The 12,900-nt window shown below is 68.9% G+C and carries 12 protein-coding genes; 3 read left to right on the top strand and 9 right to left on the bottom strand.

The features are described 5' to 3' along the window. Positions 1-145 precede the first annotated feature (145 nt). The gene (pyrF, locus tag GGC30_RS12490) at positions 146-874 is read right to left on the bottom strand and encodes an orotidine-5'-phosphate decarboxylase (protein WP_153924657.1); all 729 of its coding nucleotides are present in this window, start codon (positions 872-874) and stop codon (positions 146-148) included. Positions 875-957: 83 nt separating this feature from the next. Here pyrF and GGC30_RS12485 point away from each other — a divergent pair, with 83 nt between their 5' ends. After that, positions 958-1,653, top strand: a complete 696-nt coding sequence (locus GGC30_RS12485; RefSeq protein ID WP_017505485.1) for a MarC family protein — start codon at positions 958-960, stop codon at positions 1,651-1,653. A 4-nt stretch (positions 1,654-1,657) separates the two neighbouring features. Here the strand turns inward: GGC30_RS12485 and GGC30_RS12480 are convergent, their stop codons facing one another. Continuing rightward, a complete protein-coding gene (locus GGC30_RS12480; protein WP_153924654.1) occupies positions 1,658-2,056 on the bottom strand; it encodes a metallopeptidase family protein in 399 nt (132 codons plus the stop codon). Between the two features lie 130 nt (positions 2,057-2,186). Between GGC30_RS12480 and GGC30_RS12475 the strand changes: the two genes are divergently transcribed. After that, a complete protein-coding gene (locus GGC30_RS12475; protein ID WP_153924651.1) occupies positions 2,187-4,508 on the top strand; it encodes a PAS domain-containing sensor histidine kinase in 2,322 nt (773 codons plus the stop codon). Here the strand turns inward: GGC30_RS12475 and GGC30_RS12470 are convergent. Further along, a complete protein-coding gene (locus GGC30_RS12470; protein WP_153924648.1) occupies positions 4,505-6,151 on the bottom strand; it encodes a M28 family metallopeptidase in 1,647 nt (548 codons plus the stop codon). The two genes, GGC30_RS12475 and GGC30_RS12470, sit on opposite strands and share 4 nt — an antisense overlap. 37 nt (positions 6,152-6,188) lie before the next feature. Continuing rightward, complete coding sequence (locus GGC30_RS12465; RefSeq protein WP_153924645.1) at positions 6,189-7,418, bottom strand: TIGR03862 family flavoprotein; 1,230 nt, start codon at positions 7,416-7,418, stop codon at positions 6,189-6,191. A 64-nt stretch (positions 7,419-7,482) separates the two neighbouring features. On the opposite strand from GGC30_RS12465, the gene greA reads away from it, so the two are divergent. After that, entirely contained in the window at positions 7,483-7,962 is a 480-nt protein-coding gene (greA, locus tag GGC30_RS12460) for a transcription elongation factor GreA (protein ID WP_194943594.1), read from the top strand. A 2-nt stretch (positions 7,963-7,964) separates the two neighbouring features. On the opposite strand, the gene GGC30_RS12455 is transcribed toward greA, so the two are convergent. Genes GGC30_RS12455 through miaB form a run of 5 tightly spaced genes read right to left on the bottom strand, consistent with a single transcriptional unit; the run spans position 7,965 to position 12,896 of the window. Next, positions 7,965-8,372, bottom strand: a complete 408-nt coding sequence (locus tag GGC30_RS12455) for a helix-turn-helix transcriptional regulator (protein WP_091751191.1) — start codon at positions 8,370-8,372, stop codon at positions 7,965-7,967. Between the two features lie 16 nt (positions 8,373-8,388). Further along, entirely contained in the window at positions 8,389-10,026 is a 1,638-nt protein-coding gene (gene lnt / locus GGC30_RS12450) for an apolipoprotein N-acyltransferase (protein ID WP_153924642.1), read from the bottom strand. A 4-nt stretch (positions 10,027-10,030) separates the two neighbouring features. Then, complete coding sequence (gene ybeY, locus GGC30_RS12445; protein WP_153924640.1) at positions 10,031-10,477, bottom strand: rRNA maturation RNase YbeY; 447 nt, start codon at positions 10,475-10,477, stop codon at positions 10,031-10,033. Continuing rightward, positions 10,474-11,460, bottom strand: coding sequence for a PhoH family protein (locus tag GGC30_RS12440; RefSeq protein WP_055754567.1), 987 nt, complete (start codon positions 11,458-11,460; stop codon positions 10,474-10,476). Before GGC30_RS12440 ends, ybeY begins: the two co-directional genes overlap by 4 nt. Further along, positions 11,460-12,896 carry a tRNA (N6-isopentenyl adenosine(37)-C2)-methylthiotransferase MiaB gene (gene miaB, locus GGC30_RS12435; RefSeq protein WP_228763735.1) on the bottom strand — a complete coding sequence of 479 codons (1,437 nt, stop codon included), beginning with the start codon at positions 12,894-12,896 and terminating at the stop codon, positions 11,460-11,462. Before miaB ends, GGC30_RS12440 begins: the two co-directional genes overlap by 1 nt. Between the last annotated feature and the right edge of the window lie 4 nt (positions 12,897-12,900).

Below are 12,900 nucleotides of genomic sequence, written 5' to 3'. Positions count from 1 at the left end.
TGGGGCTACTACGGGGACCTGCCGCCGCCCGAAGCGCCCGCGCCCCACGCTCCGCCGCGTCACGGCTACGCCCAGGAGCCAGGCGAGCGCGGCTGATCGCCTGGCGCGAGAACAACCGAAGACGAAACGGTCGCCCTGGTCTGTCTCAGATCAGGGCGATCTGCTGTGCGATCTGTTGCGCCGCCGCGCGTGGATCGCTCGACGCCGTGATCGGCCGACCGATGACCAGATGGGTCGCGCCGGCCTGAAGCGCCGCCTCGGGCGTCGCCGCCCGCGCCTGATCGTCCAGCGCGGCGCCGACGGGTCGCACGCCGGGCGTGACGATCAGGAAGTCGGGCCGGCCCGCTTCGTCCGCCAGAGCACGAGCACGCGCCGCCTCATGCGGGCTGGAGACGACGCCGTCGATCCCGGCCTCCAGCGCCTGACGCACCCGCCGCTCGACCAGATCGGCCGGCGACAGGCTGTGGTCGTCGGCGGACAGGTCCTCGGCCGTCAGGCTGGTCAGGACCGTAACCCCCAGCACCTTCATCTTCGAGCCCGCCGCGCCGCGCGCCGCCGCCGCCATGACCTGGGGCCGCGCATGGACCGTCAGCAGGTCGCAGTCGGCGCCCGCCAGATTGGCCGTCGCCTTCTCCACGGTCGCGCCGATGTCGTGCAGCTTCCAGTCCAGGAAGATCTTTCGCCCCTGCGCCTTCAGCTCACGCGCCAGCCCCATGCCGTCGACCGCGAACAATTGCAGTCCAACCTTGTAGAAGCCGATCGCGTCGCCGATCCGCTCGGCCAGAGCGGCCGCCTCGGCCGTCGTCGGCATATCCAGGGCGCAGATAATCCGCTCGTCGGGCGCGCGATCGGAGGAGGTTTGGGGATCGGTCATCGACGGACTCGCGCTGAGCGGCTATGCCGGACACGAGGGCGCGTCGGCAGGGCTGCGTGATGGATTGAGGGCGAGGGCAGGCGATGAACGCAGTCGATTTGGGTGTCAACCTGTTCGTGACCCTGTTCGCCTTGCTGGACCCGATCGGCAATCTGCCGATCTTCGCCGCCGCGACGGCGGGGGCGACCCTGCGTCAGCGGATTTCGGTCTCGGCCCTGATCTGCGCCTTCGCCGCCGTCTTCCTGGCCTTCTTCCTGTTCACGGGCCTGGGCCTGTTGCAGTTCTTCGGCATTTCGCTGGCGGCGTTCCGCATCGCGGGCGGCATACTTCTGCTGTTCCTGGGGCTGGACATGGCCCGCGGCGACTTCCTGGCCATGTTCGCCGACAAGGATGCGCTGGCCGATTCCAAGGACGTGCGCGGCTATGCCCGTCGACGTTTCCAGCGCCTGGTCGTGCCCTTCGCCATTCCGCTGATGATCGGCCCCGGCGCCATTTCGGCGGTCATCATCCAGGCGGGCGAGGCGGCCAAGCTGGGCTATGCCGGGACCATGGGGTCGCTGGTCGCGATCGCGGCGGCCTGCGCCGTCTCCTTCGTCTGTTTCGCCCTAACCGGGTCGCTCAGCCGCCTGCTGGGCGAGGTCGGCATGGCGATCATCGTCAAGGTGCTGGGCCTGATCCTGTGCGCCCTGGCGATCCAGTTCATCCTGCTGGGCCTGGGCGAGGCCATCCCCGGCATGATCTCCGGCGCGGTGACGACGCCCTATCCGGCGACCAAATAAGACGTCACTCCGCCTCGTCCTCGATGGCGTGGATGTCGTCGTCGGTCAGGCCCAAGTGGTGGCCGATCTCGTGGATCAGGACGTGGGCGATCAGTTCGCCGATCCCCACGTCGCCGCGCTCGCACCATTCGTCCAGGATGGGGCGGCGATAGAGGAAGACCCGCGACGGCTCAGCCGCAGGGCCCAGGCTGTCGCGCCGTCCGATGTCCACGCCATAATACAGGCCTGTCAGCTCGAACGGATCCTCGATCTCCATCTCCGCCAGCGTCGCTTCGTCAGCGAAGTCGTCGATGCGGATGACCACCTCGCCCGCCGCATCTTTGAACGGTCCGGGCAGGGCGTCGAACGCCTCCTGCGCCAGGCGGGCGAAGTCGTCGAGGGAGGGGGCGATCGGGTCGGTCATGTCCGCGATATCGCCGCCCCGACGCCCTGCCGCAACGGGGCGCGATGACGCGATTACGAGACTGCCGCTTTTTCGCGCGCTTGGAGTATGGTTAGCGAATCGGGGCTGAGACTCTTCTCCAGGGACACGAATGGCCGAGGCCGACATCGCCTATGTCGCCACAGCGGGCGCAGCCGGATTGGCCATGGCCGTCAGCGCCTGGGCCTTGCTGCTGCGTGGGCGGTTGCACGAGACCGCCGTCGCCGCCGAGCGCGAGCGGGTCGAGGCCCTGGCCGACCTCAGCCGCCATGACGCCATGCTGCGCGCCTTCGACGACGTCAGCCTGGCCCTGACGCCGGACGGGCAGGCCGCCGGTCTGCCGATCGGTTCGGCCGAACTGATCGCGCGGCTGGCGGGTGAGGACGCAGAGGCCGGGGCCGCCGTCCTGAACAAACTCCGGATCACCCACGGCGCGCTGATCGAGGGCCTGGTTCACGAAGGTCAGGCGTTCGAAGGTCTGGTCGCGCTGGACGATGTGGAGCCCTGGCGGATCGAGGGACGGGTCGCGGGCGGTTCGGCCTGGCTGCGGCTGTCGCCCGCGTCGCGCTTCACCCTGACCGGGGCGGATGCGACCGAAAGCGGCCTGGCCCTGCTGGGCGACGCCTCGCCCACCCCGACCTGGGTCGTGGACGGGACCGGCAAGCTGGCCTGGGCCAACCGCGCCTGGCTGAACGAGACCAATGCCGAGAGCATCGACGACGCCGTCGAAAAGGGCGTGTCCTTCGACCGCGGCGCCGACGCCCTGGTCGCCGAGGCCGCGCGGCTGGGCGTGCGCCAGGAGGGCTTCCGCTGGACGACCGGCGGGGGCGCGCGGCGCGCCTGGCGCATCATCGCCGAGCCGGCGGGCGGCGGCGCCGTCACCGCCTTCGCCATTGAGGTGACCGAGGCGGAAGAGACGCGCGACACCCTGCGCCGCCACGTCGACGCCCATGACGAGACGCTGAACCACTTGGCCGACGCCGTGGCCATCTTCGGTCCGCAAAAGCGGCTGGCCTTCCACAACACCGCCTTCCAGGCCCTGTTCGACATCGACGCGGCCTGGCTGGACGAACGTCCGACCCATGCCGAACTGCTGGACCGTCTGCGCCAGCGTCGCAGCCTGCCCGAGGTGGTCGACTATGCCGGCTGGAAGGCGCGTGAGCTGGAGTTCTATGGCGCGTCGGAGGCCTCGCCGGACGACAGCTGGTCCCTGCCGGACGGGCGCACCCTGCGCGTCGTGCGTCAGCCGCACCCGCTGGGCGGCATTCTGCTGATCTTCTCGGACATCACCGACGAGCTGAAGCTGCGCAGCCGCTTCAACGCCCAAATCCAGGTCCAGCGCGCGACGCTGGACAAGCTGAACGACGCGGTCGCGGTGTTCGGCTCGGATGGGCGACTGCGGCTGCACAATGAGGCGTTCGAGACCTTCTGGAACCTGTCGACGGACAAGATCGCGACGGCCTCGGACTTCGACGCCTTGGCCGAACTGTGCAAGGCCGTGCTGCCTGATCCCGCCCTGTGGCTGGGGTTGAAGGCGCGCGTCGCCGATCCCGACCCCGAAAGCCGCGTCGCCATTTCCGGCGAGGGCCGGACGGTAGACGGTCGCGTCGCCTCCTGGCAGACCCGCCCCCTGCCGGACGGCGCGACCCTGGTCGCCTTCTCGGACGTGACCGCGCGACGCGGGCTGGAGCAGGCATTGGTGCAGCGCGAACAAGCCCTGGCCGAAAGCCAGGCGCTGAAGCGCGAGTTCGTGGGCAGCGTCTCTTATGAGCTGCGCACGCCGCTGACGACCATCGTCGGCTATTCCGAACTGCTGGAGACGATGGGCGACCTGCCCGAGCGCAGCCGCCAGCACGCAGGCGCCATCCGCATCGCCGCCAGCCAGCTGGCCCGCTCCATCGACGACGTGCTGGACATGGCCCAGATCGACGCCGGCGAGATGGAGCTGTCGCTGGGCGATCTGCGGGTCTGCGACCTGCTGAGCCAGGCCGCCGAAAAGGTCCGGGCGCGGGTAGAGGGACGCGGCGCCACACTCACCGTTTCCTGTCCTGCCGATCTCAAACCCATCCGCGCCGACGAACACCGCATCGGCCAGGCGCTGGATCATCTGCTGGAGAATGCGGCGCGCGCCGTGTCCGAAGGCGGGGCGGTGGAGCTGAAGGCGGAGACGGGCCCGTCCGAAATCCGCCTGACGGTGTCCGATACCGGGCGCGGAATCCCCTATCACCTGCAGGCCCACGTTTTCGACCGCTTCGTGCGGCGCGAGAGGGGCGGTCCCGGCGTGGGTCTGGCCTTGGTGAAGGCCCTGGTCGAACTGCACGGCGGCTGGGCCGAGGTCGAAAGCGAGCCGGGCAAGGGCGCCGCCTTCATCCTGCATCTGCCGCTGGGCGCCGCGACCACCGCCGCCGCGCCCGAGCTTCAGCTGGAACTCTAGCGCCGCGACGCCTTCGAGGTGTCCCGGGCCGGGCCGAACTCGGCCCCCGCGTTCCATTCCGGCCACTGATCGCCGTCCGCCAACTCGCGACCGACGGCGTAGATGAGGGCGACATCGGCGGCGGCGGCGTCCATCGTCCAAGTCGAGTCCCATTCGTCCGTGGGCTGATGATAGCGGTTCTGGACGTAGTCGCGGCTGGCCGCGCTGGCGCCGGTGAAGCCCGCCGCCGGGAACAGGGCCGGTACGCCCTTCAGCGCCAGGGGAAAATGGTCCGAACGATAGAAGGCTCCGGCCTGGGGCGCCGGATCGGCGATCAGGGTGCGGCCCGTCTCGGTCGCGTGGCGCGCCAGCACGTCGTCCAGCTGGTTCTTGCCCTTGCCAATGACGACAACGTTCGGATCGATCTCGGTTCCGGGCAGCAGGCTGTCGACATTGATGTTGGCGACCGTGGTCTCCAGCGGCCAGACCGGGTTGGCGGCATAATAGGTCGAGCCCAACAAGCCCGCCTCCTCGCCCGACCAGGCGGCGAAGACGACCGAGCGTTTGGGGCGCGGACCGTCGGCGAAGGCGTGGGCCAGTTCCAGCAAGGCGGCGACGCCGGTCGCATTGTCCACCGCCGCATTATAAATCTTGTCGCCTTGGGCGTTCGGCGTGCCGACGCCGTAGCCGTCCCAGTGGGCGCCGTACATGACGGTTTGGTCCGGGCGTTCGGAGCCGGGAATGCGGGCGATGACGTTCTTGGTTTCCACCTTGTCGGCGATCTGGCCGAAATCGACGCTCATCGTCAGGCCGGGCAGGACGACGGGCTTGAAATCGGCGCTGCGCGCGCTGTCCTTCAGGGCGGCGAAGTCCAGGCCGGTGGCGGTGAACAGCTCTTCCACCTTGGCGCGCTGGATCCAGCCCTGGAACGCCGCGCGCTCAGCGTCAGGGTTGGCGCGCACGATGTCGAACTTGGGCGCGGCCGATGAGTTCTGCAGCGTCGACCAGGGATAGCCCGCGCCGGCCGTCTCGTGCACCACCAGCACGCCCGCCGCGCCGCGACGACCCGCCTCCTGGAACTTGTAAGTCCAGCGGCCATAGAAGGTCATGGCGTTTCCGTCGAACTTGCCGGCGACCGGATCGCCGTCGGGCGCCTGGAAGTCGGGATCGTTGACCAGGACGACGATGACCTTGCCGCGCACGTCCACGTCCTTGAAATCGTCCCACTGGCGCTCGGGCGCCGTCGCGCCGTAGCCGACGAAGACCACAGGCGCGTCGGTCACTGTGATGTGGTTGGTCGGCCGGTCGCTGGATACCAGAACGTCGGGACCGCGCTCCAGGCTGATGGTCTTGCCGCCAACGGTCGCGGCGACGGTCGCCGGGCCGTCCTGGCGCGTGCGCGAAAGATGGGCGACCTGGACGAAGGCGCCGTCCGGCCCGCCGCCCTCGGCCCCCGCCGCCTTGAACTGTTCGACCAGCCAGGCGACGGTTTTTTCCTCGCCGGCCGAGGCGGGGGCGCGGCCTTCGAAATCGTCCGACGCCAGAACCCGAACCGATTCATTCATCCGCGCGGCGTCGATGTTCGGCGCCGTCTCCTGCGCCAAGACCGGGGACCAGGCCATCATCAGGGCCAGGATGGAAACGGCGGGGAGGGCGTGGCGCATCGGATACTCCTGATCGAACCGCGCGACCCTGCCTTTCTCAGTCCCGGCTGTCGAGCCAGTCGATAACGCCCTCGGCCGCGGCGACGGCGGAGGCGAAACTGGCCTGAAGCAGATAGCCGCCGGTCGGCGCCTCCCAATCCAGCATCTCGCCCGCGACGAAGACCCCTGGTCGCGCGGCCAGCATCAGCCGCTCGTCCACGCCGTCCAATACGACGCCGCCCGCCGAGGAGATCGCCCGTTCCAGTCCCTGAACGCCGGTCAGGGTCAGCGGCATTGCCTTGATCCGCTCGGCCAACGCCCGAGGCGAGGCGGGCAGGGGACCGGCCTCATACAGTAGGGCGACGGCGGCCGGCTCCAGTCCGACCACCTTGCGCAGATGGTTCGACAGGCTGGCCTTGCCGCGCGGCTTCGACAGACGGTCGGTCAGTTTTCCGACCGCCACATCCGGCTTCAGGTCGATCTGGATCTCGGCGCGCCCCTCCGTCTCGACCGTCGTCCTCAGCGCGGCGGACAGCGCATAGATGGCGCCGCCCTCAATACCGTAACGGGCGATCATCGCCTCGCCCCGCGCCGTCCGGTCGCCATGGGTGACAGCGACGCCTTTCAGCGGCTGGCCCGCGAACCGATCACGGAACAGCGCCGACCAGGCCACATCGAAGCCGACATTGGCCGGTCGGAAAGGCGACACGGACGCGCCCTGCGCTTCCAGCCAAGGCGCCCAGGCCCCGTCCGAACCCAGACGCGGCCAGCTGGCGCCGCCCAAAGCCAGGACCACGGCGTCGGGCCGTTCCAGTCGTTCCCCGTCCGGCGTCTCAAACACCAGCGCGCCGTCGCGCCAGCCGGTCCAGCGCGAGCGCGTGCGGACGTCGACGCCCTGCGCTTCCAGCCGCGCGAGCCAGGCCCGCACCAGGGGCGACGCCTTCATGGCCTTCGGAAACACCCGCCCGCTAGAGCCGATGAAGGTTTCCTGCCCCAGGGCCTCGACCCAGGCGGTCAGGTCGGCAGGCGTGAACCGGTCGATCCAGGCGGCGGCCGTCGGCTGGGCCGGGCCATAGCGGGTCATGAACCGGTCCAGCGGTTCCGAATGGGTCAGGTTCAGCCCGCCCCGTCCGGCCATCAGCAGCTTGCGGGCCACAGACGGCATGCGGTCGTGCACCACGACCGCCGCCCCTGCCTGCGCCAGCCGTTCGGCCGCCATCAATCCGGCAGGACCGGTGCCGATCACGTGAACGGTGCGAGAGGTCGTAAGACTGGGGGACTGTTGCATGGCGTGGCTTTGCGCGCTTGCGGCCGCGCTGGCTATAGGCGTCGTCGTCGCTATGTTCCGTGTCATGAGCGTTGCCTTCACCCGCGAAGAAGATCTGGAAGCCACCGCCGCCGACCTGGCGGACCGCCCGATCTCGCCCCATCCCAATCTGGTCACGCCTCAAGGTCTGGCGATGATCGAGGCCGAACTGGTCTCGGCCCGCGCCGCCTATACGGCCGCCCAGGTGCAAGGCTCGATCGAGAGCGACCGCACCGCCATGGCGCGCGCGACGCGGGACCTCCGCTACTGGTCCGCACGGCGCGCCTCGGCCCAACTGATCGCGCCGACCGAGGACGATGGGGCCGTGCGGTTCGGGGGTTCGGTATCCATCGAGCGCGAGGATGGGCGCGCCCAGACCTGGCGCATCGTCGGCGAAGACGAGGCCGATCCCGCCGCAGGCTCGGTCAGCCATGTCTCGCCCCTAGCGCGCGCCGTCATGGGCAAGAGGGTCGGCGACGAGGTGACGGTGGCCGGTCAGTCGGCCGAGATCGTCGCGGTCGGCTAGACTCAGTTCTGGGCGTCTTCGTCGCCCAGCATATCCCGCATCATGTCCAGGATCAGCTTCTGCTTGCGCGCGGGCAGGCGCGGTGCCAGGCGCGTGATCTCGACGCTGGTCTTGGTCGGGCGGTGTTCGTGGTCGAAGGCGGGCGCCTCTTCGGCGACGCCGACCGTCGCGCTGCTGTAGCCGTCGAAGAAGAAGGGGATGCCGACCTTCATGAACTCGGCCATTTCGAAGAGTTTCGAGGCCGAGACGCGGTTCGTGCCCTTTTCGTACTTCTGTACCTGCTGGAAGCTGACGCCGACGGCCTTGGCCAAGGCGGTCTGGGTCAGGCCAAGGTCGAGACGCTTTTCCTGAACGCGACGGCCGACATGGCGATCGACGGGATGCGGATCCTCGTCCTTTTCACGCGCCATCGCCGTCACCCTTCACCTAGATCGCTGCTTGATTCCCCTGGACCCTAGATCGCCGGCTCGACGGCCACAAGGACAGGATGAACGCTGTTAGCACTGAGAAAAAGAACAGGAAATCGCCAAATCGACCGTAGGGCGTGACGCCCGTCGGACGGGGCAGGGGGGCGTCGATGACGCCCATGACGCCCGGCTCCAGCCGTTGGCCCTCGACGATCCGGCCCCACGGGTCGATCATGGCCGAAATGCCGGTCGGGGTGGCCCGCGCGATGGGCAGGCCGGTCTCTATGGCGCGATAGCTGGCCAGGTTCAGGTGCTGGCGCGGGCCCGAGGTCGCGCCAAACCAGGCGTCGTTGGACGCATTGACGATCCACTCGGGCCGCCCGGCTGCGCCCGGGGTGAAGCCGGGATACAGGCTCTCGTAGCAGATCAGCACCTGCACCGGCGGGGCCCCCGGAACCGAAATCGGCGCCGGTGTCGGCCCGGCGGAAAAGTCACTGGGCATATGCACCAGGCTGCGCAGGCCGATGGAGGTCATGATCGACCCCAAGGGCAGGTATTCGCCGAACGGCACCAGCCGGTGCTTGTCATAGACGGCGGCGACCCTCAGGCCCGCCCCGCCCTCGTCGGCCAGGGCGAACAGGCTGTTGTAATAGCGCGCGCCCTCGGGCGCGGTCAGGTCCGGCTCGCCGCGCGCCAGGCCCATCAGCAAGGTCTGTCCGGGACGCAGGGCGCCCGCGATGGCCTGGGCGTCGGCTGAGGCGAAAACGTCGTTGGCCGAGGCGGGCAGGGCGCCTTCAGGCCAGACCACGACGTTGGGCGTCCGCGCCGCCGCCTGACCCGTCAGGGCGACATAGCGATCGACGATGGAGCGATAGGCCTCGGGCGACCATTTGGTTTCCTGCTTCACATCAGCCTGAACCAGGCGCACGACTGTGTCTGTGAACTGAAGATCGGACTGCGCCAATCTGACGGCGCCGAAGCCGCCAACGGCGATCAGGGCCAGGGCGCCCAAGCCCGCCGAGATCAACCGGCTGCGCCTGTCGCCAGGCCCGATCAAAGGCGCGAAAGCCGCCGTCGCCGCGACCGTCACCAGGCTCAGCCCATAGACGCCGACGACCGAGGCGAATTGAGACATGCCGCCGCCCGCGCGCCAGGTCGCGCCGGCCGGGTTCCACGGAAAGCCCGTCAGCACATGCCCCCGCAACCATTCGGCGGCGCAGAACAGGGCGGCGAACAGCAGCACCCGCACGGCGCCAAGCGGCGCGAACCGACGATAGAGGGCGCAGGCCGTCCCCCAGAAAAGCCCCAGCCCTGCCGGCAGCAGGCTGGCCGCGAACGGCGCCATCCACGCCTGTTCGGGATTGACGAAGAACGCCTCGGCCACCCACCAGCACCCGACAAAGAAATAGGCGAACCCCGCCAGCCACCCCATCCAGAAGGCGCCGCGCACCGTGTCGGACCGCTCCGACAGGATCATCAGCAGCGGATAGCCTAAAAGCCCGATCAACACTCCGAACGGCGGATGAGCGAAGGCCGTCCCGGCGCCGGCCAGCAGCGCCAGAACAATGCGGATCAGCCGCCAGGTCAGGGCGCGCTTCCTGTCAGGCAGGGCGCGAATCGGGGCCGCCAAACGGTCCAGCAGAGCGTCGGGGAACATTGGGTCAGTCCTGCTCGGCGATATAGGGGTCGGCGACGCCGATCTGGGCCAGGATTTCGCGCTCCTCGGCCTCCATCTCCTCGGCCTCGGCGTCGTCTTCGTGGTCGCGGCCCAAGAGATGCAGCACGCCGTGGACGACCAGATGGCTCAGATGATCGGCCAGGGTCTTGCCCTGCGCCTCGGCCTCGGTCGCGCAGACGCCGAAAGCCAGAACGATGTCGCCCAGATGCGGAAAGGCGTTTTCCGGCGCGGGGAAGGACAGGACATTGGTCGGCCTGTCCTTGTCGCGAAACCGGCCGTTCAGCTCGCGCACGGCGGCGTCGTCAGTCAGCAGGACGACGATATCGCCCTCCACCGTGCCCAGCGCGGCCTGCGCCGCGCGTTCGACGATGGCCTCGACGTCCGGCAGGGCGCCGGTCCAGGCCTCGGCCTCGACTTCAATCTCGATCATGCGGGGTCTTCGAGGTCCGGGGCGGGGCGTCCGCGCGCGGCGTCGGCGTCATAGGCGCGCACGATCCGTTCGACCATGGCGTGACGCACCACGTCGGAAGCCTCGAACTTCAGGATGCCGACGCCCTGAACCCCGTCCAGGATCCGCAGGGCGTGGGCCAGGCCGGAATCGCGCGGGTTCAGCAGGTCGATCTGCGACGGATCGCCCGTGACCACCATCCGCGCGCCCTCGCCCAGGCGCGTCAGCACCATCTTCATCTGCAGACGACTGGTGTTCTGGGCCTCATCGACGATGACGAAGGCATGGCTGAGCGTACGGCCGCGCATGAAGGCGATCGGGGCGGCCTCGATCTCGCCCTTGTCGCGGCGACGCTGCACGTCCTCGGCGCCCAGAATGTCGTTCAGCGCCTCCCAGATCGGCGCCAGATAGGGATCGACCTTTTCATTCAGGTCGCCGGGCAGGAAGCCCAGCTTCTCGCCCGCCTCGACCGCCGGGCGGGTGATAACCAGCCGGTCCACCTGCCCCCGCCGCAGCAGCGATGCGCCATAGGCCGCCGCCAGAAAGGTCTTGCCGGTGCCCGCCGGTCCGACGCCGAAGCTCAGTTCGCATCGGCCCAGCATGTCCAGATAGGCGGCCTGCGCCTTGGTCTTGGGCACGATGGCGCCGCGCTTGCCGCCCGGCAGCGACACGCCCGCCGCCGCCATGCCGGGCGTGCCGCGACCGCCGCGCGCTTGGCCCAGGGCTGCGCGCACGTCGGCCTCGGTGACTTCGGCGCCCAGGGCCGCGCGTTTGGCCAGATCCTCGATCACCTGGCGGGCGTCCGTGCGATCACGTGCGCCGCCGTTGACGGAGACCCCGCCTCCCGGGGCCTCGACCAGCACCTTGAAGGCGTCCTCGATCAGGGCGACGTGGCGACTGTTCGGCCCGATGACCGCCCGCAGTTCGGCATCGTTCAAGGGGACGAATTCAGACTCACGCGCCATCAAGCGGCCTTTTCTTTTTGGGCTGTCGCCGAGCCTGCGGGACCCGGCTGCTTGAGCCCGTCTGCTATGAGCCGGCCCGACAGACTGTTCTGCTGGCCGGCGATGATCTCGACCGGAACGATCTGCCCGATCAGATGATCCGCGTCATCGACGTGGACCGATTGAAGATATGGGGATCGACCGATCGCTTGGCGACGGTGGCCGTGCCGTCCCGGCTTGTCGAACAGGACGTTCAGCGTCCGGCCGGCCTGAGCCACATTGAAGGCGGTCTGCTGTTCCGTCAGCAGGGCGATCAGGCGATGCAGTCGATCCTTGACGACGTCCGGCTCGACCTGTTTGCCCATGCCAGCCGCTGGCGTGCCCGGTCGCGGCGAATAGGCGAAGGCGAAGGCCCCGGCGTAGTTCACACGCCGCACCAGATCCAGCGTGTCCTCGAACTCCCGATCCGTCTCACCCGGGAAGCCGACGATGAAGTCGCCCGCGATGGCGATGTCCGGCCGCGCGACCCGAATCCGGTCGATCAGGTCGAAATATTTCTGACGCCCGTGCTTGCGGTTCATCGCCCGCAAAATGCGATCCGACCCCGCCTGAACCGGAAGGTGCAGATAGGGCATCAAGGCTTCCAGATCGCCATGCGCGGCGATCAACTCATCGGCCATGTCATTGGGATGGCTGGTCGTATAGCGGATGCGATCCAGGCCGGGGATCTCGGCCAGGGCATAGGCCAGTTCGGCCAGGGTCGCCTTTCGCCCGTCCGGCCGCTCGCCGTCATAGGCGTTGACGTTCTGGCCCAGCAGGGTGACCTCGCGCACGCCCCGATCCGCCAGTTGTCTCGCCTCTTCCAGCACCGCCGCCATCGGCCGCGACCATTCGGCGCCGCGCGTGTAGGGCACCACGCAGAAGGTGCAGAACTTGTCGCAACCCTCCTGCACCGTCAGGAAGGCGGTCGGCCCCTCGATGAAGCGGGCTGCAGGCAGGGCGTCGAACTTGTCGTCGGGAGCGAAGTCGGCGCCGATCCGCTCGCCCCGCGCCCGCGCCGTGCGGGTCAGAAGCTCGGGCAACTGGTGATAGGCCTGGGGGCCGACGACGATATCGACGGCCGGCTGACGCCGCATGATCTCCTCGCCCTCGGCCTGGGCGACGCAGCCGGCGACGGCGATGGTCAGGTCCCCGCCGGTCTCGCGCCGGATATCGCGCATCTCGCGCAGCTTGCCGAGCTCGGAATAGATCTTCTCGGCCGCCTTCTCGCGGATGTGGCAGGTGTTCAGGATGACGAAGTCGGCGGCCTTCACGTCGTCGGTGACGCCATAGCCCAGCGGGCGCAGCACATCGGCCATGCGCTCGGAGTCATAGACGTTCATCTGACAGCCGTAGGTCTTGATGAACAGACGCTTTTCGGGCGCCGTCTCGACTTGGGGAACCAGGATCTCGGTCATCGTG

This window comes from Brevundimonas sp. SPF441 (assembly GCF_009661015.1).
GTDB lineage: Bacteria > Pseudomonadota > Alphaproteobacteria > Caulobacterales > Caulobacteraceae > Brevundimonas > Brevundimonas vesicularis.
Note: the sequence above shows the minus strand (reverse complement) of the source record. Positions and strands in the feature narration are given on the sequence as shown.

Coding starts and splice junctions, on each gene's coding strand:
- ybeY (WP_153924640.1), bottom strand. CDS start 10,477: ATGATCGAGATTGAAGTCGAGGCCGAGGCCTGGACCGGCGCCCTGCCG.
- GGC30_RS12470 (WP_153924648.1), bottom strand. CDS start 6,151: ATGCGCCACGCCCTCCCCGCCGTTTCCATCCTGGCCCTGATGATGGCC.
- pyrF (WP_153924657.1), bottom strand. CDS start 874: ATGACCGATCCCCAAACCTCCTCCGATCGCGCGCCCGACGAGCGGATT.
- lnt (WP_153924642.1), bottom strand. CDS start 10,026: ATGTTCCCCGACGCTCTGCTGGACCGTTTGGCGGCCCCGATTCGCGCC.
- GGC30_RS12465 (WP_153924645.1), bottom strand. CDS start 7,418: ATGCAACAGTCCCCCAGTCTTACGACCTCTCGCACCGTTCACGTGATC.
- GGC30_RS12440 (WP_055754567.1), bottom strand. CDS start 11,460: ATGGCGCGTGAGTCTGAATTCGTCCCCTTGAACGATGCCGAACTGCGG.
- GGC30_RS12455 (WP_091751191.1), bottom strand. CDS start 8,372: ATGGCGCGTGAAAAGGACGAGGATCCGCATCCCGTCGATCGCCATGTC.
- GGC30_RS12475 (WP_153924651.1), top strand. CDS start 2,187: ATGGCCGAGGCCGACATCGCCTATGTCGCCACAGCGGGCGCAGCCGGA.
- GGC30_RS12485 (WP_017505485.1), top strand. CDS start 958: ATGAACGCAGTCGATTTGGGTGTCAACCTGTTCGTGACCCTGTTCGCC.
- greA (WP_194943594.1), top strand. CDS start 7,483: ATGAGCGTTGCCTTCACCCGCGAAGAAGATCTGGAAGCCACCGCCGCC.
- GGC30_RS12480 (WP_153924654.1), bottom strand. CDS start 2,056: ATGACCGACCCGATCGCCCCCTCCCTCGACGACTTCGCCCGCCTGGCG.
- miaB (WP_228763735.1), bottom strand. CDS start 12,896: ATGACCGAGATCCTGGTTCCCCAAGTCGAGACGGCGCCCGAAAAGCGT.